We start from the raw sequence: 23217 nt of genomic DNA on the forward strand, positions 1-23217 counted from the left end.
GCCTGCGCCCGCGCGAACAACCGCGCCGAGAACAGCCATCAACCCACCCGTGAGCGCGAGCGGCGCATGCGAGGCCTTCGCAGGCTTGAGCGCGCCCAGGCTTTTCTGTCGAGCTTCGGTCCCATCCGCCAGCACTTCGCGCTCAAGCGCCATCTGCGGCGCGCATCGCTCTATCGCAAGCAACTGGCTGCGCGTTTCGACGCCTGGCGTCTTTTCACGGGCCTCACCGAAAATCCGTCTGCGGCCTTCTGAATCGCAACCTCCTGCCGATTTTGCGACCATTCACTGTCAACGTGACAACGCCCCGCGGTCTGTTCCGCGCTCGCTCCCGGCTTCCAAGACCATCAAAGGCTGCGTGCGTGGCCGTTGATCCGCGTAGGAAACTGAAATCTTGTCTGAGCGAAACTACTGAAAAGTAGCGTGCAGGTAGAGTGGAAGCTCCTAGGAGCTACTGAAATCTTCGCTGAGTTCCTACAGCAGCGACTTCGTGTTGGATGCTTCGGCGCCCGCCGACGCGGTCACCGTGTAGGTGGCCGGCGAGGAGGTCTCGTTGATCAGCTGCGCGCTCCATCGGGTGAGTGTGCTGGCGAGAGCCTTGGCGGTGATGCCGGCCGGGCGGCCGATTTCAATTCGTCTGATTCAAATCTGAGAGGCCTTCGCGTCAGCGATCGCGCCTCCAGGCCTGCCGGTCATCCTTGATCGGCAGCCAGGCAACGTGCCTCATTTTTATTGTTAGAGGCCCTTTCGAGGCCAGAGAAACCTAGAGGGTGGCGAGGAGTGTGAGTATTGTTTGTATGGGAACCGGGGGCGACAGAGGGGTCGTTCGCCTGGTCGGGGTAGATGGTGAAATTCACACGATTCTGGATCAGACCTTTCGGAATGAAGGGCACGTGGTTCGCGCCCACGCGTGCTGGGAGTCGTTTGCGGAGTCGGGAATTGGCGGCGAAGCAGGCTGTCTTGTCGTCGACATCGATGCGCGCGAAATACCGAAAGAAATCCTGGCGCTGCTGGCCCAGGGAGCGGATTGTGGTGTGCCGGGCATCGTTATCGCGACAAGGCCGAGCCCGGCAGATGTCGTGTCCGTGCTAAAGGCTGGCGCCTCCGACTTGCTTCTGAAGCCCTTCGGCAATGCGGCGCTCGTGAACGCAATCAACAATGCCATGGCCAAGGGGCTCGCGCAGCGCAGCAGACAGATGCGACTGGGCAGAATGAGAACGTGCTACGCGTCGCTCACCCCGCGTGAACAAGAAGTCGCGCATCTGGTGGGCGCCGGGCATCGGAACAAGGAAATCACCGAGGCCCTTGAGATTTCCGCGCGCACGGTCAAGGTCTATCGAGCCAAAGCGCTGGTGAAGATGGCCGCCCGTGGCGTGCCGGACCTGGTTCGCGCGCTTGGAATGCTGCGCGCAGATCATGAGTCCATCGTGTGAACGCCAAGGCAAAGGTGGCACACCTTAGCTTCGGATTTTCGGGAGCCTTGCGTCACGAACACGAAGAGGTCGCGCCTTCAGGTGCTGGCTCTGTAGATAACTCTGAACCTCTCACACGCAACAGGCATCACCCGACTCGGTGCTCGGCCCAAGCGCGCACACTCCCGGCCGAAGTAGTCCCAGTGAACGCGGCGCCAGTACGCCAGCGATCCATCGCCCTCCCCCTCGCTCGCGGCGAACTCTGCGCCGACTTGCTCGAAGGGCACGACCTCGACCTTCAGCGTCTCGATGATGCATGCAGGCTTTCCGTCCCAGCAGGTGACCACACTGAGGGCGCCCGGCTGGGGTGGCGAGCCGCCTGAATTCTCAAACGACCAGACGAGACTGGCAGTGGCCTGCTTGACGCCTGCGAGTACCAGGGCCGCAAGTGCGTCGGCATCGGCTTCGTTGTCATCGAAGTGGAACGCCTCGAAGAATCGGGCGGAGCAGTCTTCTCCCATCTCGGCGCAGAAGGCGTCCCAGAATGTGGCGATGCTTGAGGGAATGTTCATGCTTTTCCCAAGAGAGACACCTCGCGCAACCGCTGGTGCGCCGTGCCATCCCAGGCAATGGGCTGCTGGTTCTTCGCGTGCAGATAGTGATGGGTGAATACCGCCAGGTAGGCCTCCAAGGTTTGCTCGGCAAGGTGATCTCCCGCCAGGTTCATGCACAAGGCAGCCACCTCGCTGGTGCAGAAGTGGTCGTCGCGGCCGGAGCGGCGCAGCTTGTAGCGCGATATCTGGTCAGGCTGCAGGCTCAGCACCGGCAGTGGGTCCAGGTAAGGGCTTCGACGGAACATCTTGCGGGCCTCGGCCCAGGTCGCGTCCAGCAGGATGAACAGCGGGCGTTTTCCGGTCACACCACTGCGGGTCTCAGGCGGCTGCACGGTGCGCACCACCCGCTCGGGCGCCGCATACTGGCCCGGAAACACCACGTAGGGTTGCCACTGCGGATCGCCCAGCAGGGCCAGAAGTGCGGGGTCGGTTTCGGTGCGCGCCCAGCCAAAGGCAAAGGTATCGGCCACCACGTCGGCGATCAGCCAGCCCGTGTTGCTTGGCTTGAGCGGCTCGATATCGGCCATGAGCAGGCACACTCCTGCGCGTGTGGCCACCGACGGGCGCAAGGCACACATGCAATGGCTGGGGACGAGCCGGCAGCCCGCGCAGCGCTCGCGCTTGAAGCCGCCACGGGCGAGAAAGGGTTTGACGCTGCGCGCCAAGCGGGCGGCGCGCAGGAGGGAGACGGCGTGGGGCATGCGGCGATTTTCGCTACTGCGCGCGAGGCACGGCTTCCATCAGCAGCGCAAGTGCCTTATTGAGGCTGGCCACTCCGGCCCGCTCCCCCTTGTCGTGGCCCAGGCGTACGACGACCAGGTCGTGCGATGGAACCACGAACACGAACTGGCCGCCCGCACCCAACATGTAGTACGCGGTCTGGGGCACGGCATAGGTCGCCGCTCCATTGATCCAGAAGAAGCCACCGTAGATCATGCGCTTGTCCGCCGCCCAGGCGGGGGCGACGGTGCTCACGAAGTTCACGAACCCCTCCGGCAGGATCCGCTCACCCTTCCATACGCCGTCCTGCAGGTAGAGATTGCCCAGGCGCGCCCAATCGCGCCCCGACATCGCCTCGTAGCCTTGCGTGAGGAAGTTGCCGTGGGGATCGGTCTCCATCACCATGCTGCGGATACCGATCTTGTCGAAGAGATGGCGCTGCGGAAACGAGAGGTAGTCCTCGCCGCGCTTCTCGACTGCGAGGCGAATCAAGTAGCTTGCAAGTACCGGATCGGTGTTGCGGTAGCGGCCCACGGTGTTGGGGGGCCACTGCTGAGGCCGGGTCGCTGCGTAAGTGAACGCGTTGTTCCGTCCGGTGTAAAAGTAAAGGTGATCGGGGTAGGAGCCGTTGGGGTCGAAGTCCGGATCGTCCGGCGCCTTGATGCGCAGCCCGCTCGACATGTGAAGAATGTCCGAGATGCGGATCTTCTGCCGGCCGTCGCCGGCGCCTTGCCACTCGGGAATGGGCGCGGGCTGGTCGAGCTGATAGACGCCTTGCTGGACAAGAACGCCCATCATCGTCGCAATCACGCTCTTGCCCATGGACCAGGATTGGAGCGGCGTTGTGATCCCCATGCCGTTCGTGTAGCGCTCGCCCATGAGCCGCCCCTTGTGCGTGACCACGAACGCTTCGGTGTACGCGTCGGGCGCAAACGCGGCATCCACGGCCTGGCTGATTTTCGCCATGTTGACGCCGGCCGGTGGCGGGTCGGTGGGCAACACGTCCCCCATCGGCCAGGGTACTTCCGCTGGATCCGGCAATGCGCTCTTGATCTCCACCGGCTTGAAGAAGACGTCGTCCTGGCCAGACGGAAGGGTGATGCAACCCTGCGAGCCAAAGTGGCGCGCGACCAGGGTCGGGCCGTTCGGGATCGTGATGCGGATTTCTTTCCGCGCACGGTCGATCACCGGCTTTCCTACCTTCTTGCGTTGCTCATACGGTGCCGTGAAGTAGCCGACGCTCTCGGCCGCGAAATCGGGATCCAGCCCGGTGATGAACACCGCCGAACACATCGTCTTGGCATAGCCGGCGGTGTGGTGCTCCAGCGGATCGCCGGGTGGCGGCACGTAGGTCGTGTCGAGTTCCAGGGCTCGCGCCCGAGCGATGAGCGCCTCTTTGGCCGGCAGTTGAGCGGACGTCTGGGCGGCTGGGGCAGCGGTTGTGGTGCCGCCGCCAACGACACCGCCACCGCCACCTCCTCCGCAAGCAGCGAGCAACGCGGCCACCGCCAGCCATGGAGTCACGGGCAGCACCTCTTGTGAGGCGCTCGAAAAATGAAAGAGAGTGCGCAGTCTCATCGTTCTTCTTCTTTTTTTGAAGGTTGAGCGGAAACGTCCGATCGGCGACGCGACCGCGCTTGGCAGGGTGAAGCTCAGGGTGCGGCTGCGCAACCTTCGGGCTTGAACACCCGCGTGGTCGAAGCCGGGTATTTCTCGAGCTTGCTGGCCAAGCGGCGCGGACGCGGAAGAAACTCACCGCCGCAGTTCGGGCAGATTCCGCCCAGGCGCTGGCCGGCGCAATCGCTGCAGGAACGTGCACTCGAAGGAGCAAATCCGTGCGGAAGCCGAATCCGGCGGCAAGTCTCGATCACAACACTCGCACCCGGGACGCATTTGGAGCATGGCGAAGATCTCGGTTGGCATGATCGGAGCAGCTTGAGCGAACCCGTACCGGCGCCGCCTTGATATGACTGCTGGTGGCTGGAACTCAGCTTATCGTAATCCGGGCGTCGGCCGGCAACGGTCAACGACGTGCAGACCCGACCGCGTCCAGGGCGAGATCAATGCAGCGGCGCAGGCTTGATGGTCAACACGACGTCGAAGAACTCGCTGCTGCCGTCGTCGTTGTCGCTGACCAGGGCACCGGTGGCGCGACGCCGTCCCGTGTGCGTCAGCGCGATGGACTCCACCTTGGTCTTGAGCGGCGCTCCGGCCTTGGACAGGCGCTGCGCGCTTCGGGTCAGGTCCAGTGGCGCACCATCTTTCAACGTGGACAGGGGGATCAGCCCCAGGTAGCTGCCCAGCACCGCACCGTCGGCGTAGGCGTTGTCGGAGCCCTCCACGGACGCGCTGTAGACCAGGCTGTCGATCTCGGGCCAGTAGTCGGCACCCGAGAATCCCGCCTCGATCCCGTTGAGTTGCGGCAGCCTGGCCTCATGCAGGCGGATCTCCGGGATCTTGTCGGCCTTGCCGCTCATGTAGGCCATGAGGTCGTCGAGCGCCACCTTGAAAAGGAGATTCCGGTCGGCGTTGCCCCGGTTGAAGAAATAGGCATCGCCATGGGCCACGGCCAGGGCCTCGATGTTGACCATCTGGCCGCCCTTGAAACCCGCGAGCGCGGCGAAGTCCCGGTAAAGCACGGCCATGTCCCGTACCTGCGAGGCGGACTTGCCATCCGTGGCGACCAGGAGTCCGGTTTCCCGCGCCCCCTTCTTGCCGCCGGAGCCCAGGATCAGATTCCAGACAGCCCCGTTCCACACCACCGTGGCCATCGCCTCGTAGTCCGGCTTGATGTGTTTGGCGATGCGGCCGTTCTTTTGAACCGGAAAGTCCTGCAGCAGGGAACGATCGGTGATCGCGAACTTGCGATTCAGCGTGAACAGATAGGGGGAATCGTCCCCGACCACGAAGTACCTTCCCGCGTGCCAGGCCATGCCGGAGCCGGAAGGAAGATTTTTCTTGACCACGGGCCCGGCGATGACGATGCCGATGTCTGCGGCATACGAACTCCACGCAGCCATGGCCAGCACCAGTGAAGCGGCAAGTCTCTTGTTCATAGCAACCATCTCTTGAAGAAAGCGCCGCGAGCATAGCCCGAGGAGGCCCGAACGTCCGGTCCCGGCCATTGCCGCTACAGATTCGAAGCGACAAGGCCCGGAACGCCCCTCTGACTTGATGTGAGCGCTCAGCGCACCGAGCGATAGCAGGACACCTTCGATGTGTTCTCCGCGCAGGTGCTGGCCGGTGCCAGGAATCAGTCGACCTTGATGCCGGCGTCGTCGATCACCTTCTTCCACTTGGCGGAATCGTTCTTGATGAGTTCGGTCACTTTCGCCGGCGGGCCACCGACCACGTCGAGACTCATCTCGTCGAGCCGGGAACGGACTTCCTTCTCGGCCAGGATGCCGTCGATCGCCTGGTTCAGCGTGGTCACGATCTCGGCGGGCGTGGCGGCCGGTGCCATGAAGGCGTACCAGAAGGTCATGTCGAAGTCCTTGCCGCCCGACTCCGCCACGGTCGGCAAGTCGGGATAGGCGGCCAAGCGCTTGGTGGTCGTCACCGCCAGCGCGCGCATGCGTCCGCTCTTGACCATCGGCATCGCTTCGGGCACGAGCGCCATCATCAACTGCACCTGCCCGCCCATCACCTCCTGCAACGCCGGGGCGCCTCCCTTGTAGGGCACATGCACCGGGTCGAATCCGTTCGCCTTCTTGTAGTACTCCATGCCGAGATGGCTGGGGGTCCCTGGGCCGGCCGAGGCATAGCTGACTGCGCCGGGCTTGCTCTTCAGGTACGCGCCCAGCTCCGTCATGTTCTTCGCTGGCACCGACGGGTGCACAACCACCACGCTGGGCACGGTGGCCGCCAACACGATTGGCGTGAGGTCTTTCTGCGGGTTGTAGGGCAGCCGCGCGCCGTATAGGCCCGGGTTGACCGCCAACCCGCTGAGCGTGGACAGCAGGATCGTGTAGCCGTCGGGCGCGGCCTTGGTGACGCTGGCGATGGCGATCTGCTCGCTGGCGCCCGGCTTGTTCTCGACCACCACCGCATGCCCGAGGCGCTTGCCCAGTCGCTCTGCGACCACTCGCGCCAGGGTGTCGGTGGAGCCACCGGCCGAGTACGGCACAACGATCTTGATCGGCTTGGTCGGATAGTCGGCGGACCAGGCCGGCTGGGCACCGGCGACAAGCAGCGCGACAGCGGCGAGAGCATTCAGGGAGGAAACAGTCATCGGGCACTCCAGTTGGGTTGGGTGTATGACTCGACCAATCGGAACATGTGGTTGAATCATTGGCTTTGTATTGTTGAACAATTCATTCCGGAACAAAAGGCATGATGCCCGTCTCTTTCTAAGTGGATACCCTCGTTTTGTTGAACAATCATGGGCCATGGGCAGCAGGATCTGCTACAAACCCACCCCAATGGCCCCGCCCGAAACCCCCTCCCCCGCAGCCCAGGCGCTGGGCGAACGCATGGCCGAGCAGGTGCGGCAGAAGATCACGCAGGGCGAGTTCTTGCCCGGCCAGCGCCTGTCCGAGCAGGCCCTGAGCGAGAGCCTGGGCATTTCGCGCAACACGCTGCGCGAGGTGTTCCGCATGCTGACCAAGGACGGCCTGGTCAAGCACGCACCGAACCGGGGAGTGTTCGTGGCCATCCCGAGCATCGCGTCGATCATCGACATCTACCGGGTGCGCCGGCTGATCGAATGCCAGGCACTTTCGCAGGCCTACCCGCGCCACCCGGCCAAGAAGAAGATGCGCGAGGCGGTGGAAACCCAGCTTCGCTGCCGGGACAGCGGCGACTGGGTCGACGTGGGTACCGCCAACATGGCATTTCACATGGCAATCGTCGAGCTGGCCGACAGCGAACGGCTCAACCTGTTGTTCGCCCCGGTGCTTGCCGAACTGCGCCTGGCCTTCGGCTTCTTGCGCGACGCCGAGTTCCTGCACGCGCCCTACGTCGACATGAACGTGAAGATCCTCGAACTTGCTGAAGCCGGCAGCTTTCCCGGTGCAGCTGCGGCGCTCAACGAGTACCTGGTTCAATCCGAGCGCATCGTGCTCGCGGTCTACGCCAGGCACATTTCCGAGTCGGCGGCCACTCGCACATGAGCCAGGCAGCGGCCTCTCAGCGGGACCTTGGGCATCACGACGCGACCTCGCAGTCGCCAATCATGCCGGCGCACGCTGCGTTCTGCCCCACGAGCGCGACCGCGTCGGCACCGGCTGCATAGCGCAGCCGTGCAGAGGCATCGTTCACGGCATGCCACACGGCTTGCGCCACATCCCGTGCGGTCGTGACGGCCGCGGGCTGGCCCAGCGCGGCGAAGATCGACTGGGCATGGGACGCGTAGGCATCCGGGATCAGCCCTTGCATTCGCTGCGCGCCATTCGCCGTGAACTGCGTCGTGGGCGCATAACCGGGCTCGATCAGCTTGACGCGGATGTTGAACGATTCCAGCTCGAAGGCCAGCGACGCAGTGAACCCTTCGATGGCCGTCTTGCTGGCGGTGTAGGCCGCCACCAGTGGCATGGGGGCCAGCGTGGCGCTCGAAGTCACATTCACCACCAGGCCCGACCGGCGCGCGCGGAGCTGCGGCAAGACCGCCTGCGTCATCGCCATCGTGCCGAAGGTGTTGGTGTCGAAGATGTCGCGCACCGTCTCCATGGGCGTCGCCTCGAAGGCACCGAACAGACCGACGCCCGCGTTGTTCACCAAGACATCGATGGGCCCCGCGGCCTCCAATGTCCGGGCGATGCTTTCAGGCCGGGTCACGTCCAGCGGCAGCACACGCAGTCGAGCCGATGGCGGCAGGATCCCGGCGCGCGGAGTGCGCATCGTGGCGACGACGTTCCAGCCCTTGGCGTGGAAATGGCGAGCGGTCTCCAGGCCGTAGCCGGAAGAGCAGCCCGTGATCAGGATGGTTTTCATGACGAGACTCCTTGGTTGCAGTGGAAGGTGGCCTCACGATATCGGGTCAAGTCCGGACTCACTACAATCTGAAGTCCGATTTTCTTTGGCAGGAGTCCGGACATGGTGGACCCACTCGCGGAGGTCATCACGTTGCTGCGACCGCGTGCAGTGTTCTCGAAGGTGATCAGCGGCGCCGGTTCCTGGGCCGTGCGCTACTCGGACTTTGGCCAGCCCAGTTTCTGCACGATGCTGGAAGGCCTGTGCGTGCTGACCGTGGACAAGCAAGAGCCTGTGACCCTGGAGGCGGGCGACTTCGTGCTGATGCCGGCGACGCCCGGGTTCACGCTGTCGGGCATGGAGCCGGCGGTGCCGGTTTTCTTCGACCCCCAGCAGGCACCGACGCCAGAGGGCGAGTTGCGCCACGGCAGGCGCAAAGGCCCCCCGGATGTGCGCATGCTGGGCGGCTACTTCGAATTCGATTCACCCGACGCCGCGTTGCTGGTGTCACTGCTGCCAACCCTGCTGCATGTGCGAGGCATCGAGCGCCTGTCGATGGTGGTGAAACTGGTCAGGGAAGAGTGCATCGAAGCGCGACCTGGCCGCGACCTGGTGCTGGGGAGGCTCGTGGAGGTGCTGTTGGTCGAGGCGCTGCGCTCCCATACCCGTGACAGCGCCCCGGCCGGGCTTCTGCGTGGGTTGGCGGATGCCCGGGTGGCCGTTGGATTGCGGCTGATGCACGGCGCGCCTGCGCGCTCGTGGACGGTGGAGGCGCTTGCCAAGGAGGCCGCCCTGTCCCGATCCACCTTCTTCGAGCGATTCTCGCGTGCCGTGGGAGTGCCCCCGATGGAGTACCTGTTGGCCTGGCGCATGGCGCTGGCCAAGACCCTGCTCAGCCGCCATGGCGTAGCCATGACCGAAGTCGCTGAAAAAGTCGGCTACAGCTCGGCCAGCACGTTCAGCACGGCGTTCAGCCGCCATGTCGGACAACCGCCCAGTCGCTACGCGCGTCATCCATAAGACGCGACCCCATCGTGACCCTCAGCGCGTGGACTGCGCACACCCCCGATTACCAACGAGCCCCGAAATTGCGCCGCAGCGCGTTGATCTCGGCCTCGCCGAGCCCATCGGGCGGATCCGCAGGCCCGTTCGCAAGCAGCCAGAGCCTGGCTGTTTCTTCGAGCTCCTCCAGCACCGCCATCGCCGCGGCGGGCGTGTCGTGCCAGACGTTGGGCCCCAGGCGCTCGAGCATCACGGCGCGGATCGGCGTGCCGGCGGCGCCATAGCGCTCGATGGCTTGGGCCACCAGCGCCGCCGTCTCGGGTGCGCCCGGGCGGTGGTAGCGGATCACCGGCACGTGGCCGACCTTCATCACGAAGTACGGTGTCAGGGCCGGCAGCAGTTCGTCGCCGGTCTCACGCAGCGTGAGCGCCACGCAGTGCGTGCTGTGGGTGTGGATCACGCAGCGCGTGCCGGCATCGAAGCCGGCGGCCGCGCCGTAGATGCGTGCGTGCAGCGCGATGGTCTTGCTGGCGCGGTCGCCGTGGGTCTGGCGCAGACCGCTGTCGAGGCGCGCCAGCCTGGCCGGATCGAGGAAGCCGAGGCAGGCATCGGTGGGCGTGATCAGGAACCCGTCGTCGAGCCGCACGCTGATGTTGCCCGCGGTGGCGTGCACGTAGCCGCGCTCGAACAGGCTGCGGCCGATGCGGCAGATTTCCTCGCGGGCGCGATGCTCGTGCGTCACAGCAGCTCGAAGGCCTTGGTGAAGAAATCGTCGGTGCCGAAGTTGCCGGACTTGAGCGCGATGTGCAAGCCCGCGCCGCCGGCCGCCTCGCTGGCCGCATGGCACCAGGGCACGCCGGGGTCGATCTGGGCGCCGATCTGCAGCTGCGCGATGCCCAGCGCCTGCACGCAGGCGCCGGAGGTCTCGCCGCCCGCGACCACCAACTGGCGCACGCCGCGCGCCACCAGCCCGCGCGCGATCGCGGCGATCGCGCGCTCGACCATCGCGCCCGCCTCCTCCACGCCCAGGCGGCCCTGCACCGCCTTCACGGCCGAAGGGTCGGCGGTGGAATAGACCAGCACCGGGCCGCCGTCCAGCAGTGGCTCGGCCCAGGCCAGCGCCCGCCCGACGACGTCGATGCCGGCCGCGAGCTGCAGCGGATCGACCGCCAGCGCCGGCCGGCCCGATGCGATGAACGCCGCCACCTGGCGATTGGTGGCCAGCGAGCAGCTGCCCGACACCACCGCCCGGTGACCGGTCGGCGCCGGCAGCGCACTCGCGGTCGATGAGGGGCCGATGCCGAAATTCGCCGGCAGGCCGATCGCGACGCCCGAGCCGGCGGTCACCAGCGGCATGCCGGCCAGCGCGGGACCCAGGCGCAGCAGGTCGTCGTTGGACACCGCGTCGACGATCGCGATGCCCACGCCCTCGCTGCGCAACTGCGCGATGCGCGCGCGAATCGCCTCGGCGCCCTGCGCCACCGCGACGTGGTCGATCAGGCCGACCTTGCGCCGGCACTGCGCCTGCAGCACCCGCACCAGGTTGGCATCGGTCATCGGCGTGAGCGGATGGTTCTGCATGCCGCTCTCGTTGAGCAGCACCTCGCCCGCGAACAGGTAGCCCTTGAACACGGTGCGCTTGTTGTCGGGAAAGGCCGGCGTGGCGATCGTGAAGTCGCAGTGCAGCGCGTCCATCAGCGCCTCGGCCACCGGGCCGATGTTGCCTGCGGGCGTGCTGTCGAAGGTGGAGCAGTACTTGAAGTAGATCTGCCGGGCGCCCTGCGCCTGCAGCCAGTGCAGCGCCGCCAGCGATTGCGCCACGGCCTCGGCCGCGGGGACGGTGCGCGACTTCAGCGCCACCACGACGGCGTCGACCTCGGCGCCGAGCGGGCCTTCCGGCACGCCGATGGTCTGGACCACGCGCATGCCGGCGCGCACCAGGTTGTTGGCGAGGTCGGTGGCGCCGGTGAAATCGTCGGCGATGCAACCGAGGCGGATGGGATGGGCTGCGGGGGCGGGTGAGGTCACGGGGCGAGTTTACTGACAGGCCCGGGTCGCCGCGCAAGCACGGCGACCGATGAACCGGCGCGCCTACCTTTCGCTACATCTGTGTCGAGCCCGTTCGGCAGAAGCGCTGGCGGATCGCGTCGGCGCATGCGAGCATCGACGCCCATGATCAAACCCTGGCTGATTTGCTGTGCCTGGGCTCTCGCCGGCGCCGCCAGCGCCGCCGAGAACTGCGAGGCCCTGCGCGCCGAGATCGAGGCGAAGATCGCCGCGGCGGGCGTGGCGCGCTTCACGGTCACCACGGTCGATGCCGCGGCGACCGCGGATGGCCAGGTGGTGGGCAGTTGCGAACTGGGCAGCCGGAAGATCGTCTACCAGCGCGACCGCGGCGCCGAGCCCGGGGCCGCTGCGCCACGCGCGCGCGGCGAACCCATCCTGACCGAATGCAAGGACGGCAGCGTGTCCGTCGGCGGTGATTGCCCCCGATAGCGGCGGCGCCGGCGCGGGATCACGTTCAGCGGCAGACCGTGGTCGTCCCCACCGGCCGGCAGGTCCTGCCGTCGAGGCTCTGGTAGCGTTCCAGCTGTCCGGAATGGTTGTACCGGTTGCCCTGCCTGTCCTCGCAACCGGCTTCATCGCAGCGGCGGACGCGCGGCCGCATGTCGCGCGGCGGCAGCGGCCGGCGATAGGCGCCCGGGACGGCGTAGCCATCGTCCGGCACCCAGGCATCGGCACCGCGATCGCTCCAGCGCGAATCGCCGGCCGGCTCCACACCGCTGCCGCTGTGGCCGCGCGAGTCGATGACGATGGGGCCTGCGGGTGCGGGCGGCGGGCGCGCGGCGGCCTCCGTCGGTTCGCGCTGCAATGGCCTCGCCCGGTCGGCGTCGACGACCGGATCGGCCGGCGGAGGGATCACCACGCGCCCCACGGGGCGGGCGCCTGCGGGACAGGCGCCGTCGGTGTAGCTGACATCGCCCGCGGCGTCCGCGCAGCGAACCACCTCGGCGCTGCAGACGGCGCCGAGCGTGATGGCCATCACAAGGACGAGAAGCCGGGGACGCATGGTGGACTCATTGTGCCGTTCCTGGTCCGTGCGCGCTAACATGCTCGACCGAGCGAACCATTCCAGAGAGAGCACAAGCCGCATGGCGAACGAGTCCAACCGACAGGCCGAATTGAAGAAGATGGTGCTCTGCGCCTCATGCGCCGGCATCCAGCGCAACTGGCGCCGCGCGCCCGGGCATGCGGAGCTGGTGCAGCTGTCCAGCCGCAAGGAAGAGCGCAGCGACGGCGACAGCGGCGGCCACACCGTGAACGTCACCAGCTACCGGTGCGACGCCTGCGGCACGCGCTGGGAGTACGAGAACGACAAGACGAACCAGCAGGCGGGCTGGTCGGTCGTCGGGCAGTAGCGAGGCGACGCCTCACCGGGTTCGAACCCAGGTCGAGGAGCCATTGCAAGCCGCAAGGCCTCCGGAAAGCCTGCTGCATTTTTTGTAGCGGGCCGTCTTCGGAAAGTCGTCGACGAAGAAGAAGCGCTCGGGTCGTTCGCGAACCAGGAAGTCACTGTTGTCGGCGGATACAGCGCATTTGCTCACCTTGGGGACGCAGGTCCGTGGTCTCAGCGGAGTCAAAGTGGGCAATGGCGACCGGCAGTAGCCGTCATGCCATTGGCAGCAGATACTCCCGCCGATGCGCGACACTGTCGCGCTTTCCGTAAAAGGGAATCAGCTACGAGGAGACGGGCGTTCGCGCGCACCGCGGGCTCTGCATGAAGGCATCGGACATCGAACCCTCCTGGAACGGGGTCGTGAAGTTCCTGCACTGGCTGATCGCGCTGCTGATCTTCACGCAGTTCGCGCTCGGCTGGCTGGCCGCGACCTGGCGGCTGTCGCCGACCAAGATCGATCTCTTCGTTTGGCACAAGTCCATCGGCATGCTGGTTCTGACCCTCGTGGTCCTGCGTCTCGTGTGGAGGCTGGCGACCCCCGCGCCGCCGCTTCCGGCCGGCATGCCGGCTTGGGAGCGGGCCGCGGCTCGCACGAGCCACGTGCTGCTCTACCTCGTCATGCTCGGCATGCCGCTCGCCGGCTGGGTCATCACCTCCGCCTCGGGCGTGCCGTTCAAGATCTTCTGGCGCCTTCCGCTGCCATCCATCACCGCGGTCGACAAGCAGGTCGCGGATGTCGCGTCGACCGTGCATTTCTCGCTCGGCGTGCTGCTGGCCTTGCTCCTGCTGGTGCACATCGGCGCGGCGCTGCGCCATCACTTCATCCAGCGGGACAATGTGCTGATCCGCATGCTGCCTGCAAGGATGCTTCCAAAATGAAAAGACTCGCCGGTCTCGTCTCGCTGCTCGCCTGCGCAGCTTTGCAGATCGCGCACGCGGCCGACTGGAAGATGGAGCCGTCCGGCAGCCGCCTGGAGTTCGTCGCCTCCTTCGAGACCGTGCCGGCGCCGGGTGTGTTCAAGGACTTCGACGTCCGCGCCCGCTTCGATCCGCAGGCTCCGGCCGGCGGTCGGCTCGAGGTCACCATCCAGGTGGCCAGCGCGGACATGGCCAGCACCGACATCAACAAGGCGATCGCCGGCCCCGAATGGTTCGATTTCGCCAAGCACCCGCAGGCGCAGTTCCGCGCCACCGACATCGCCCGTGTCGCGAATCGCTTCGTGGCGCACGGCACGCTCACGCTCAAGGGCGTGCAGCAGCCGGTCGACGTGCCGTTCAGCTGGACGCCAGCCGGCGACGGCGCGACCATGGACGGCGAGTTCGTGGTCAAGCGGGCGCCGTTCGGCATCGGCACCGGCGAATGGGTCGCGACCGACGTGATCGGCCCCGACGTGACCATCAAGTTCCGCGTGCGGCTGCGCAAGGACGGCTGAGGTGACCCGGCTGCACGCGGTGCAGTGCGCCGTTCTGCTCGCGCTGGTGGTGGCCGGGTGCGCGCAGCAGGGCCGCGAGCCGGCACGGGAGCCGGATTCCGCGACAGCCCTGGCGCCCGAGATGTCTCTTCGCAAGGCCTACGAGGAGGCCGCGGCACAGGGACGTTCGGTCCAGCGCGTGGACGCCGCGCAATCGCTGGTCGTGGTCACGGTGCGACGAGGAGGATCGCTCGGGCACCTCGGCCACGATCACGTGGTGGCCAGCCATGCGGTTCAGGGATGGATCGCGCCGGACGCCGGCCGCGCCGATCTTTTCGTGCCGCTGGCGGAGCTCGCGGTCGACGAGCCGCTGCTTCGCGCCGAAGCGGGCCTGGACACCCGGCCAAGCGCATCCGACATCGCCGGCACGCGCGCCAACATGCTCGACAAGGTGCTCGAGACGCAGAGGTTTCCCTATGCCCTGATCCGCGTCGCCAGCGGCGACCGCACAGCCACCGGCGTGGGCCTGAATGTCGCGATCACGCTGCGCGGCGTGACGCGCACCTTTGTGGTCCCGGCACGGGCCGAGGCCGGACCCGACACGATGGCAGTCGGTGGCTCGTTCGAGTTCAACCAGTCGGACTTCGGCATCGTGCCGTTTTCCATCCTCGGCGGCGCGGTGCAGGTTCAGGACCGGTTGAGCCTGCGCTTCAGGATCCGGTCGCGCCGGACCGTGCTGCCGGGTGATCTGGATTGACCGCGATGCCAGGCCGGACGATCTCCACCCTGCTGGCTCTGGCCCTGCTCCTGCTCCTGCTCGGGACGCCGGGCACGCACGCCGTGGCGATGGCGCAGCAACTCGACATCGCTGCCGAGAACCGGGGGGGCTTCATCGCAGTGACGGCTTCGGCGGACCTTGAGGTCGACCCGCGCACGGTGTGGGCGGTGATTTCGGACTACGACCATCTCGCCGAATTCATCCCGTTCATGCGCAGCTCGAAGGTGGTGCGGCGCGACGGCGACAAGCTGCAGGTCGACCTGGCCGGTGATTTGTCCTTCCTGTTCTTCAGCCAGCCGATCGAGGTGCGGCTGGAGGTGCTCGAGACACCTCAGCGGCGGATCGTCGCGCATGCCGTGAGCGGCAACCTCCGGGCCATGGAGGGCCGCTATGCGGTCGAGCCGCTGCCGTCGGGCCTGGTGCGGCTGTCCTACGCGGGCGGCCTGACGCCGGCGTTCCCGGTGCCGCCGGTGATCGGCACCGTGATCGTGCGGATGGTCCTCGCGAAGCAGTTCCAGGCGCTGGTGGCGGAGATTGTCCGCCGCGACACGGCCGCGCGCGGCGCGCCGGCGAAGTAGCCAGGCGCTCTTCAGCTCATCAGCTCATCCAGCGTCTTGCCGCCAGCGATGGCTTCCTTCATCCAGCGCGGTTGCGGGCCGCGGCCGGTCCATGAGTTCCCGGCACCATCGCGATACAGCACCGTCGACGGCCGGCGCTTGGCAGTCTTGGTCTTCGCCTCCGCGCCGATCGCTTTGGCGGGTGCGCCAGGCGTCGCGAGGAACTCGTCGAGAGCCCGGCCGCCAGTGATCGCCTCGCGCAGCCAACGCGGACGCGGGCCACGTCCAGACCAGGACTGCCCATTGCCGTTGCTGTACTTGTGCTTCGTGGCGGCCGCAGGCTTGCCGGATTGCCTCGCCTTCTTGGACGGCTTGGCCCTGGTCATGGCTTGGCCCGGCGCGGGTCCGTCGGCCAGGCCGAGTTGCCGAGCCGTCAAGCCATAGTGTTCGATGGCGACCTTGATGCGCGAAACGACGCCCGCCACTTCCTTCTGCCGCAGCGCGTCGGCAGCCTTTTGGAGCTTCGCGATCTTGTTCTGGAGTTGGGAATAGGTTTGAGTCATGAGTTGAATTCGTCGTCCATTCGGGAGTGGTAGCTTAACTACCTTCCTCTCCCAGAGTAAGTCCGCACTCATCGCCTCATCTGGTGAAGACCCTCGGCCGACCCCATCTCATCGCGTGATCGTGATAACCGTCGCACAGCGTGTGGCGCTTGCCGGCGACTGATGGAGACGTCGCCCCTTCGGCGATCTCACAAGCAGATACATTTTGTTTCCTTGAAAAGCAACAAAACGCGCCAGATCATTGGGCGTGTCCCGGGGCTTCGACGGACTCCCGGGAGGCCAGAGGCCGGGGCACGCCGATCGACCCGGCCACCTGACGGCACGGTGTCAGTCGGACATCGCCCGGCCGTGAATGGCCGGGTCCATGCGCGAACCCGCGCCGTACAGGCCGCGCCAGCGCGAAACCACCTGGTCGAGCTTGGCCACGCCCGGTTCGGAGGCCGACGCGGCGACACGGGGTGCGAACACGAATTGCCTGGGCTCGCCGCTGCCGGACTGGCCGGGCAGAGGCGCGCGCACCACTTTCAGGCCATCGATGTGCGCCTCGGTCCAGAACACTTCCTTCCAAGGCGTGCCGGGCGGAAAGCCGGACGCCCAGTCGGTGCGCCCCTTGACCCAGACGCCGCAGACCGTGCCCAGCCGCCCCCTCCACGCTGGCGGACAGACAAAAATACCGACGTCGCCAGGCTTGAGCTTCATCAGCTGCGAGGGGTAGGCATACAGACCCATCCAGTCCATGCTCTCGCTCAAGTCGCGCGCCTGGCGCGCTTGTTCACTCAACCGCTCTCGGACCTCGACGAACCGTGGCTTCGCGGCCTCTTCGGACTTCCTGAAGCCGACCCCGGTCGGCGGCGCCCACTCGGCGCCGCGGCGCTGGCCCTGCAGCGCGGTGGCATTCGGCAGAAAGTCGAGGCCCACGCGGGCCAGCGCTTCGCGCAGACGGCCCACGGTCTTGGCACCGATCGCCTCCTCTTTCAGCAAGTCCTCTTCGCTGATCGCGGAGAGGTCGTCGATGCAGAAGATGCTGAGGTTCTTGAGGGCCTCCCGGGCCCCCACGCGCATCGAGATCTCATCGATCGGCGTCTCGCGACTGAGCTGGTCGGGCATGCTGAAGCGCTGGGCACCCCGGGGGCGCCAGTCGAACGATGGAAAGCTGAAAGGCGAGCCCGGCGGGATCAGCTGCTCGCGCAGCGCAGACGCGTGCTGGCGCTTGGCCTCATGGATGGCGGTTCGCAGGGCGCCGAGGCAGGCCAGCATTTCGGCGTCGGGAAGTTGGGCGAGGTCATCAACGGATCGTATCTTTCGTGACATAAAGGAGGAGCTACCAATACATGCGTCCGAAGACCGGTCGCGCCGATCCTCGGGATCCTTGCGGGCCGAATCAGCGGCAAAGCCCGAGTATTGAGAGTCCATGGCGCCTTGTCCATGCTGCGCAGGGATGTACTCTATTCACTTATCGAATAAAAGTGTCTGCGAGTAACATGTCGGTCCCCTGCCGGCTCGGGTCGAGGCTTTGCATCACCTGGTCGCGAAACCAGATGTGGGCGCTGTGACGGTGGGTGCGATCGTGCCAGGAGATGTGGACCTCGAACTCCGGAACGTCCATCGGCAGCGCCAGTTCGGCGAGCCCGAAGCGATCGCGAAAACGCGACGCCAGCGACAGGGGCAGAAGCGCCACCATGTCCGTTTTCTCCAACAGATGCGAAGCGGTGATGTAGTTCGGCGTGACGAAGCGGCGGTTGCGCTCCAGGCCCTGGGCCTCGAGCGCAACGTCGACCGCCTCGCCGAAGGTGTGGGTGGTGTTCGGCATGATCACCAGGTGGTCGAGCGCGGCGAACGCCGCCGGTGACAGCGCCCGGCCGATCGCCCGGTGGCCCGCCCGCGCCACGCCGACGATGCGATCTCGAAAGAGCAGCCGGTGGCGCAGCTCGCGCATGTTGCTCGGCAGGATGCCGACCGCGAAATCCACTTCGCCGGACTCCAGCACCTTGCTGAACTCCGAGGGATGAACCGGATGCCGGACCGACATCGCGATCCCCGGGAAGCGGCTGCCGAGATGATGGACCAGTCGGTCCATGAACAGACACTCCAGATAGTCGGTCGCGATCATCCGGAACTGGTAGCGCGTGCTGTACGGGTCGAAGGCGACCGCGTTGCCCAGCAGTTCGCTCATCTCTCCGAGGATGCGCTCGGCGAACTCGCGCAACTGGAGCGCCTTGGCGGTCGGAATGAGCCGGCTGCCGCCTTTCACGAGGATGGGATCGCCCGTGATCGCGCGCAGCTGGCTCATGGCGCGGCTCATGGCCGGCTGGCTGACCGACAACGCGTCCGCGGCGCGCGACACATGCGAGTGATCGACCAGCGCCACCAGGCACTTCAAAAGATAGAAGTTGAGTTCGCCGCCGTAGTTTTTTTTCTGCCGCATGGATCCGGTACACCTTTGAACGATGGCATCGGCATGCTAAGGCCGATTCCGGACACCCGGACCGGTGCATCCATGACGTAGATTAATACCGGACGATCGACCGCCCGGTCGGCGAAGCCGGATGGCCTCGCGCCCGAGATCAGAAGCTGGCCTGGATCGTGGCGCCACCCTGGATCTGGCATTCGCCGGTACCGCCGCCCGACATGCCCTGCTGGGGCCGCAGCATGTGCAGCCGGCAGCGCATCACGCCGCCCTGCGGGCTCTTCAGGTTGGCGATCACCTTGCCGCTGTAGACCGTGGCGAACTGGACCGAGTCGAAGCCCGGCATCATGCCCATGCCGCCCATCCCCGCGACGCTGCCGTAGCCCCAGTAGGACCAGTCGGACCAACCCACCGGCCAGCCGCCGCCCCACATCGGGTCCATGGCCTCGCTGCGGGTCTGCTGAGTGATCTGCAGGAAGGGGCCCTGGTAGGTGGCGTTGGGCAGCGTGGCGGTCATGGTGCCGGTGATGCCGCCGTCGGTGCTCTTCCACGAGAACAGCACCGGCTTGTCGGGCTGGCCCTTCTGCACGATCTCGCCGCCTCCCATGCCGGTGGTGGTGCAGCCGCCGAGCAGCAATGCGGCGGCCGCCAGCGCGCCAGCGAACGAACTCTTGAACTTGAGCATGGGGTCATCTCCTCATCAGCGAAAGTCGGGCCGACGCGATTGTTCCGCAGCGCCATTCAAAAGTCATCCATTGAAGTGATCGCCCGAGCCATCTTTGGCAAAGACACCACGGGCTACCGGCACGAGGGGCTTCGTCGGTCACGCCCACCCACATTCACGCATCAAGGTGGCGCGACCAGGCGACCGCCCACATCCTTCAGCAGCCGCTTGAACTCGGGTGAATCCGAGATGATCGTGCCCGCCGCGGTGCGCAGGCGATCGACCGCCTCGTCCGGCAAGACGAAGCTGGTCGGCTGCCGGTTCAGGTAATCCAGTTCCGCCTTGTCCTTCAGCGCGGGGAACGACACGTCGATCGCGTAGATCTCGGCGTCCGGCCCCCGTATCGCCGCCGTCAACGCCGGGTCCTTGTTGTCCGCCATCGCCGCCGAATTCCGGATCTTGCGCATCGTGTTCCATCGGGCCGCCATGTCCTTCAGCAGCTCGACGGCCTCGAACGAATAGCGATCGATCGGAACGCCGCTCGACTTGAGCAGGATCTGCACGCTGCCGGGCGGCGACTCCGATGCGTCCCATTGGGTCGGCGGCACGGAGAGCGAATTGACAATGAAGACGATGATCCGTTTCGCGCTGTCGAGCTTGGTCGGCATGCCGGCTTCCTGCATCGCCTCCAGGACCTCCAGCGCATCGAGCACGCCGCGCATGCCGACGTTGTCCGAAACCCCACCGTCCACCAGGTGCAGGTAGGGTCGCCTGGCGCCGTCGCCGAACTCGTTCAGCGACCTGAGCGAGCGGATCGCCCGTGCGGCCGGACGCGGTGGATTGTCGGTGTCGAGGAAACGCTTCACCCACGGAGGCTGGGCCATGTTGCAGGTGCCGCCGTAGTTGTTGAGCGTGATCGGCGAGAGCACCACCGGCACCGCCGAAGAGGCCGCCGCCGCGCGCGACAGCGGCACGGCGTTCAGGTCCGAGCACAGGACGTCGAAGACGCCCTGCTGGAAGACCAGGCGGGCGCCGCTCGAAATGTCGGTCGCCGATGCCAGGATCAGCGGCCCGTTGCCGCGGTTCAGGTCACCGAAGGTGGCGTTGTTGAAGAGGACCTCGTCGTAAAGCTCCGACGCCAGTTCGGAGCGCCCCCACCCCTGCGACGACAGCCTGGCCCAGTTGCCCGGGCTCAGCGACCGGGAAACGATCGCGCCCTGCACGTCGCGTTTGAGAAAGCGCTGCTCGTAGTCGTCGAACAGCTTGTCGCCGTAGAGGCCGTAGGCCAACGCGGTGAAGCTGCCGCCCGATACGCCGGTGATGATGTCGACCTGATCGAGCAGACGGCCCTTTCCTTTCGGCGTGACGATCTCGGTGCGCCGAAGATACTCGAGGACGCCGTACGAAAACGCGGCGGCGCGCGTGCCGCCGCCCGAGAAGGCAAGGATGACCAGCGCATCCTTGTCCTTGACCTCCGCCTGGCGCGTCTCGAAGCGGTAGCCGCTGTTGGCGTCGACCTGGGCGAGCGGCGGATTGAGCGGACGCGTGGCGCATCCGCCGAGCAGCAGCAGGGAGGCCGCCAATCCCCATCGAGCCAAGCGAAGTCCCTCTCGCAGGCGTTGAAAAGGCATCGTCATACAGGGTTCCGTCGGTAGATCGGTGGGTGGGCCATGAATCGTCAGCAGTGGCCCTTGGAACGAAGGGTGTTCGCGGCGAGACCCCGGTCAGGGTGTCGCTTTCCCTGCGAAGCATTCGAGCCAGCGTCGCTCAGAGATGATCGCGATGGCGTGGCCTGCCTGCTGCAGAGCCAGCGCGTCCTTGATCGTCTGCCCAAGAGATGTTTGCGTCCAGTTCGGCGAAACCTTGGACCCGATGACGAGGTAGCGGACGTTCCGGCTGACGACTGCTGCCGGCCACCCGCCGGCGCGTTCCAGAAGTCGCTCGCAGGCTGCCTTCGTTCCATGGAGGAACTCGCCCGTCAGACAGACCAGCGAGTCGCGCAGCGTGACCTCGATGGCGTTGTCCAAAGGAAGCGCGAATTCGGCCACGCCTTCCCGATCATCGAAAGCGAATTCCCCCGAAGCCAATTGCTTGAGCGTGGTCATCAGGTAGGCGCGCTCGTCCTCGCTCACATGGCCGTCCGCCAGGACGGTTTCGATCGCGCCGCTGACCGCATGGCCAGGCCACACTCGCGCGACCTCGGTGTGCTCGGCCAGCCACACCTTGAGGAACTCGATCTCCAGATCGTGAAGATGACCATCTGCGACCATGGCCTCCACAATGCCCAAAAGCTGTTCGATGGCTTGACGCATGGCTGGGTCTCCTGTCATGGCGTGGCCTCCGGGCCCCATCCCCCGCCAAGCGCCAGCAGGAGATTGACGCGCTGCACGCGCCGTTCGGCCTGCACGCGCAGCAGGGTGGAACGCGCCGCGAAAACGGCCATCTCCTGCTGCGTCACGGTGCGCTGATCGCGCGAGCCGACGCGATAGCGGGCGTTCTCGATCTCGAGTCCTCTTTGCGCCTCTTTCACCTGTCTGTCGAGGATCGGTTCTCGTTGCCGCAGCGTGGCCTCTTCCGAGAGGGCGGTCTCGACTTCGTTGAAGGCCTTCAGCGCCGTCTGCGCCCAGGCGGCCACGGCCTGCTTCTGCTCGGCGCTGCGCGCCTCCACCTGCGCCTGCAGCGCACCGCCATGGAACAACGGCGCGACCAGCCCGGCACCGATGCTCGCGTTCGGGTTGTCGCGATCCTTCAGGACGAACATCTCGCTGGTGATCGAGGAGAGCCCCGCCGTGAGGGAAATGCGCGGCAGCCGGGCCGCCTGCGCCTCCTGCATGCGGTCGAAGGCCGCAGCCACGCGGCGCTCGGCGGCGACGATGTCCGGGCGCCGCTCGAGCAGTTCGGACGGCAGGCCCGCTTCGACCGGCAGGTCGATGCGCGGCCACGCGTCGATGGTCTTGAGCTCGGCGGCCGGATAGCGGCCCAGCAGGAGTTCGAGCGAACGCAGCGACTTCGTGTAGGCCAGGTCCAGCTGGCGTTCGGCGTCGAGATAGGTCTGCAGGGACGCCTGGGCCAGGACCACGTCGGACTCGCTCGCCGCCCCGATGCGCCAGCGCTGATCGGCGAGCGTGATCGATTGCTGGCCGGCATCGATCATCTGGCGTGCCAGCTGGCGTTGCAGTGAGGCCTCGGTCGCAAGGAACCAGGACTTCGCGACGAGCGCCGCGATCGACTGCCGGGCCGCCGTCAGGTCGGCCTGGGTCGACGCATGCTGTTCCTCGGCCGCGCGCGTGGCGGAGCGCACACGGCCCCAGAGATCGATTTCCCACGAGGCCGAGATCAGCCCGCCGTTGAGGCCCGAGCCGTCGCCGCCGAGCTTGCCGCCGCGCCGGCCGATGAAGTCGATGGCGGGCAGTGCCTGGGCGCCGGCCGCCTTGACGCCCGCCGCAGCCGACTCGACCCTCGCGGCCGATGCGCGCAGATCGTTGTTGTAGTCCAGCGCCTCGGCGACCAGCAGGCTCAGCACCGGATCGCCGAAGCCCGCGATCCAGCCGTTGCGCACGCTGCCCGGCAGCGCGCCGGCCTTCCAGGCGGCCGGCGTCGGCGCGTTCGGCAGCGACTCGCTCGCGAGCGTGGCGCTGTCGGGCGGCGGCTTCAGCGCGCAGCCGGCGGCGCCGAGCCCCGCCAGCGCGAGCGCCATCCAGATGCGCAGGGAGAGCGTGTTCAT

The 23217-nt window shown here is 66.5% G+C and carries 26 protein-coding genes and 1 pseudogene; 10 read left to right on the forward strand and 17 right to left on the reverse strand.

Going from position 1 to position 23217, the window contains the following annotated elements:
• Positions 1–252 (forward strand): DDE-type integrase/transposase/recombinase (locus AC1DYK_RS28490; protein ID WP_478169356.1); only part of this gene is annotated, 252 nt, incomplete at its 5' end.
• Between the two features lie 638 nt (positions 253–890).
• Entirely contained in the window at positions 891–1430 is a 540-nt protein-coding gene (locus tag AC1DYK_RS28495) for a response regulator transcription factor (RefSeq protein WP_478169357.1), read from the forward strand.
• 77 nt (positions 1431–1507) lie between these two features.
• On the opposite strand, the gene AC1DYK_RS28500 is transcribed toward AC1DYK_RS28495, so the two are convergent.
• The 6 genes and pseudogenes from AC1DYK_RS28500 to AC1DYK_RS28525 form a co-directional block, all read right to left on the reverse strand.
• Positions 1508–1981, reverse strand: coding sequence for an ASCH domain-containing protein (locus tag AC1DYK_RS28500; protein ID WP_478169358.1), 474 nt, complete (start codon positions 1979–1981; stop codon positions 1508–1510).
• Positions 1978–2724, reverse strand: a complete 747-nt coding sequence (locus AC1DYK_RS28505; RefSeq protein WP_478169359.1) for a tRNA-uridine aminocarboxypropyltransferase — start codon at positions 2722–2724, stop codon at positions 1978–1980. The genes AC1DYK_RS28500 and AC1DYK_RS28505 overlap by 4 nt, the downstream gene beginning before the upstream one ends.
• A gap of 13 nt (positions 2725–2737) precedes the next feature.
• Positions 2738–4321, reverse strand: a complete 1584-nt coding sequence (locus tag AC1DYK_RS28510) for a serine hydrolase domain-containing protein (protein ID WP_478169360.1) — start codon at positions 4319–4321, stop codon at positions 2738–2740.
• A 74-nt stretch (positions 4322–4395) separates the two neighbouring features.
• Positions 4396–4645, reverse strand: a pseudogene (locus AC1DYK_RS28515) (DUF1272 domain-containing protein).
• 158 nt (positions 4646–4803) lie between these two features.
• The gene (locus AC1DYK_RS28520) at positions 4804–6039 is read right to left on the reverse strand and encodes a DUF6929 family protein (RefSeq protein ID WP_478169361.1); all 1236 of its coding nucleotides are present in this window, start codon (positions 6037–6039) and stop codon (positions 4804–4806) included.
• Positions 5997–6974, reverse strand: a complete 978-nt coding sequence (locus tag AC1DYK_RS28525; protein ID WP_478169362.1) for a Bug family tripartite tricarboxylate transporter substrate binding protein — start codon at positions 6972–6974, stop codon at positions 5997–5999. Before AC1DYK_RS28525 ends, AC1DYK_RS28520 begins: the two co-directional genes overlap by 43 nt.
• Positions 6975–7164: 190 nt before the next feature.
• Between AC1DYK_RS28525 and AC1DYK_RS28530 the strand changes: the two genes are divergently transcribed.
• Positions 7165–7854, forward strand: coding sequence for a GntR family transcriptional regulator (locus AC1DYK_RS28530; RefSeq protein ID WP_478169363.1), 690 nt, complete (start codon positions 7165–7167; stop codon positions 7852–7854).
• 34 nt (positions 7855–7888) lie between these two features.
• Here AC1DYK_RS28530 and AC1DYK_RS28535 read toward each other — a convergent pair whose 3' ends face one another.
• Complete coding sequence (locus tag AC1DYK_RS28535; protein WP_478169364.1) at positions 7889–8674, reverse strand: SDR family oxidoreductase; 786 nt, start codon at positions 8672–8674, stop codon at positions 7889–7891.
• A 102-nt stretch (positions 8675–8776) separates the two neighbouring features.
• Between AC1DYK_RS28535 and AC1DYK_RS28540 the strand changes: the two genes are divergently transcribed.
• On the forward strand, positions 8777–9673 hold the full coding sequence (locus tag AC1DYK_RS28540; RefSeq protein ID WP_478169365.1) for an AraC family transcriptional regulator: 897 nt from the start codon (positions 8777–8779) through the stop codon (positions 9671–9673).
• Between the two features lie 49 nt (positions 9674–9722).
• On the opposite strand, the gene AC1DYK_RS28545 is transcribed toward AC1DYK_RS28540, so the two are convergent.
• Positions 9723–10397: a class II aldolase/adducin family protein gene (locus AC1DYK_RS28545; protein WP_478169366.1), complete on the reverse strand. Its 675-nt coding sequence runs from the start codon at positions 10395–10397 to the stop codon at positions 9723–9725.
• On the reverse strand, positions 10394–11683 hold the full coding sequence (gene otnK, locus AC1DYK_RS28550) for a 3-oxo-tetronate kinase (protein WP_478169367.1): 1290 nt from the start codon (positions 11681–11683) through the stop codon (positions 10394–10396). Before otnK ends, AC1DYK_RS28545 begins: the two co-directional genes overlap by 4 nt.
• Before the next feature lie 144 nt (positions 11684–11827).
• Between otnK and AC1DYK_RS28555 the strand changes: the two genes are divergently transcribed.
• The gene (locus AC1DYK_RS28555; protein ID WP_478169368.1) at positions 11828–12151 is read left to right on the forward strand and encodes a DUF1161 domain-containing protein; all 324 of its coding nucleotides are present in this window, start codon (positions 11828–11830) and stop codon (positions 12149–12151) included.
• Positions 12152–12176: 25 nt separating this feature from the next.
• Here AC1DYK_RS28555 and AC1DYK_RS28560 read toward each other — a convergent pair whose 3' ends face one another.
• Positions 12177–12725 carry a hypothetical protein gene (locus tag AC1DYK_RS28560; RefSeq protein ID WP_478169369.1) on the reverse strand — a complete coding sequence of 183 codons (549 nt, stop codon included), beginning with the start codon at positions 12723–12725 and terminating at the stop codon, positions 12177–12179.
• Between the two features lie 82 nt (positions 12726–12807).
• Here AC1DYK_RS28560 and AC1DYK_RS28565 point away from each other — a divergent pair, with 82 nt between their 5' ends.
• The 5 genes from AC1DYK_RS28565 to AC1DYK_RS28585 all read left to right on the forward strand — a co-directional run bounded on the left by AC1DYK_RS28565 (position 12808) and on the right by AC1DYK_RS28585 (position 15880).
• Positions 12808–13074 (forward strand): hypothetical protein, encoded by a 267-nt coding sequence (locus AC1DYK_RS28565; RefSeq protein ID WP_478085787.1) that lies wholly within the window; start codon positions 12808–12810, stop codon positions 13072–13074.
• Positions 13075–13433: 359 nt separating this feature from the next.
• Positions 13434–13991: a cytochrome b gene (locus AC1DYK_RS28570; RefSeq protein ID WP_478169370.1), complete on the forward strand. Its 558-nt coding sequence runs from the start codon at positions 13434–13436 to the stop codon at positions 13989–13991.
• On the forward strand, positions 13988–14545 hold the full coding sequence (locus tag AC1DYK_RS28575) for a YceI family protein (RefSeq protein ID WP_478169371.1): 558 nt from the start codon (positions 13988–13990) through the stop codon (positions 14543–14545). The genes AC1DYK_RS28570 and AC1DYK_RS28575 overlap by 4 nt, the downstream gene beginning before the upstream one ends.
• A gap of 1 nt (position 14546) precedes the next feature.
• On the forward strand, positions 14547–15281 hold the full coding sequence (locus AC1DYK_RS28580; protein WP_478169372.1) for a YceI family protein: 735 nt from the start codon (positions 14547–14549) through the stop codon (positions 15279–15281).
• A gap of 5 nt (positions 15282–15286) precedes the next feature.
• Positions 15287–15880: an SRPBCC family protein gene (locus AC1DYK_RS28585; protein ID WP_478169373.1), complete on the forward strand. Its 594-nt coding sequence runs from the start codon at positions 15287–15289 to the stop codon at positions 15878–15880.
• An 11-nt stretch (positions 15881–15891) separates the two neighbouring features.
• On the opposite strand, the gene AC1DYK_RS28590 is transcribed toward AC1DYK_RS28585, so the two are convergent.
• The 7 genes from AC1DYK_RS28590 to AC1DYK_RS28620 all read right to left on the reverse strand — a co-directional run bounded on the left by AC1DYK_RS28590 (position 15892) and on the right by AC1DYK_RS28620 (position 23217).
• Positions 15892–16494 carry an H-NS family nucleoid-associated regulatory protein gene (locus AC1DYK_RS28590; RefSeq protein ID WP_478169374.1) on the reverse strand — a complete coding sequence of 201 codons (603 nt, stop codon included), beginning with the start codon at positions 16492–16494 and terminating at the stop codon, positions 15892–15894.
• Positions 16495–16749: 255 nt separating this feature from the next.
• The gene (locus tag AC1DYK_RS28595; protein WP_478169375.1) at positions 16750–17679 is read right to left on the reverse strand and encodes a DNA-directed RNA polymerase subunit alpha C-terminal domain-containing protein; all 930 of its coding nucleotides are present in this window, start codon (positions 17677–17679) and stop codon (positions 16750–16752) included.
• 196 nt (positions 17680–17875) lie between these two features.
• Positions 17876–18847 carry a LysR family transcriptional regulator gene (locus AC1DYK_RS28600; RefSeq protein ID WP_478169376.1) on the reverse strand — a complete coding sequence of 324 codons (972 nt, stop codon included), beginning with the start codon at positions 18845–18847 and terminating at the stop codon, positions 17876–17878.
• A gap of 139 nt (positions 18848–18986) precedes the next feature.
• Complete coding sequence (locus AC1DYK_RS28605) at positions 18987–19514, reverse strand: hypothetical protein (protein WP_478085759.1); 528 nt, start codon at positions 19512–19514, stop codon at positions 18987–18989.
• 161 nt (positions 19515–19675) lie between these two features.
• Positions 19676–21076 carry a patatin-like phospholipase family protein gene (locus tag AC1DYK_RS28610; RefSeq protein ID WP_478169377.1) on the reverse strand — a complete coding sequence of 467 codons (1401 nt, stop codon included), beginning with the start codon at positions 21074–21076 and terminating at the stop codon, positions 19676–19678.
• 141 nt (positions 21077–21217) lie between these two features.
• A complete protein-coding gene (locus AC1DYK_RS28615) occupies positions 21218–21805 on the reverse strand; it encodes a BRCT domain-containing protein (RefSeq protein ID WP_478169378.1) in 588 nt (195 codons plus the stop codon).
• Between the two features lie 14 nt (positions 21806–21819).
• Positions 21820–23217, reverse strand: coding sequence for a TolC family protein (locus AC1DYK_RS28620; RefSeq protein WP_478169379.1), 1398 nt, complete (start codon positions 23215–23217; stop codon positions 21820–21822).

The organism is Variovorax sp. P2_H12 (assembly GCF_056403395.1).

Bases quoted from the DNA above. Each gene is read 5' to 3' on its own strand.
- AC1DYK_RS28500 (WP_478169358.1), bottom strand. From the start codon at position 1,981: ATGAACATTCCCTCAAGCATCGCCACATTCTGGGACGCCTTCTGCGCC.
- AC1DYK_RS28505 (WP_478169359.1), bottom strand. From the start codon at position 2,724: ATGCCCCACGCCGTCTCCCTCCTGCGCGCCGCCCGCTTGGCGCGCAGC.
- AC1DYK_RS28510 (WP_478169360.1), bottom strand. From the start codon at position 4,321: ATGAGACTGCGCACTCTCTTTCATTTTTCGAGCGCCTCACAAGAGGTG.
- AC1DYK_RS28525 (WP_478169362.1), bottom strand. From the start codon at position 6,974: ATGACTGTTTCCTCCCTGAATGCTCTCGCCGCTGTCGCGCTGCTTGTC.
- AC1DYK_RS28530 (WP_478169363.1), top strand. From the start codon at position 7,165: ATGGCCCCGCCCGAAACCCCCTCCCCCGCAGCCCAGGCGCTGGGCGAA.
- AC1DYK_RS28535 (WP_478169364.1), bottom strand. From the start codon at position 8,674: ATGAAAACCATCCTGATCACGGGCTGCTCTTCCGGCTACGGCCTGGAG.
- AC1DYK_RS28540 (WP_478169365.1), top strand. From the start codon at position 8,777: ATGGTGGACCCACTCGCGGAGGTCATCACGTTGCTGCGACCGCGTGCA.
- AC1DYK_RS28555 (WP_478169368.1), top strand. From the start codon at position 11,828: ATGATCAAACCCTGGCTGATTTGCTGTGCCTGGGCTCTCGCCGGCGCC.
- AC1DYK_RS28560 (WP_478169369.1), bottom strand. From the start codon at position 12,725: ATGCGTCCCCGGCTTCTCGTCCTTGTGATGGCCATCACGCTCGGCGCC.
- AC1DYK_RS28565 (WP_478085787.1), top strand. From the start codon at position 12,808: ATGGCGAACGAGTCCAACCGACAGGCCGAATTGAAGAAGATGGTGCTC.
- AC1DYK_RS28570 (WP_478169370.1), top strand. From the start codon at position 13,434: ATGAAGGCATCGGACATCGAACCCTCCTGGAACGGGGTCGTGAAGTTC.
- AC1DYK_RS28575 (WP_478169371.1), top strand. From the start codon at position 13,988: ATGAAAAGACTCGCCGGTCTCGTCTCGCTGCTCGCCTGCGCAGCTTTG.
- AC1DYK_RS28585 (WP_478169373.1), top strand. From the start codon at position 15,287: ATGCCAGGCCGGACGATCTCCACCCTGCTGGCTCTGGCCCTGCTCCTG.
- AC1DYK_RS28590 (WP_478169374.1), bottom strand. From the start codon at position 16,494: ATGAGTGCGGACTTACTCTGGGAGAGGAAGGTAGTTAAGCTACCACTC.
- AC1DYK_RS28595 (WP_478169375.1), bottom strand. From the start codon at position 17,679: ATGCTGGCCTGCCTCGGCGCCCTGCGAACCGCCATCCATGAGGCCAAG.
- AC1DYK_RS28600 (WP_478169376.1), bottom strand. From the start codon at position 18,847: ATGCGGCAGAAAAAAAACTACGGCGGCGAACTCAACTTCTATCTTTTG.
- AC1DYK_RS28605 (WP_478085759.1), bottom strand. From the start codon at position 19,514: ATGCTCAAGTTCAAGAGTTCGTTCGCTGGCGCGCTGGCGGCCGCCGCA.
- AC1DYK_RS28615 (WP_478169378.1), bottom strand. From the start codon at position 21,805: ATGCGTCAAGCCATCGAACAGCTTTTGGGCATTGTGGAGGCCATGGTC.
- AC1DYK_RS28620 (WP_478169379.1), bottom strand. From the start codon at position 23,217: ATGAACACGCTCTCCCTGCGCATCTGGATGGCGCTCGCGCTGGCGGGG.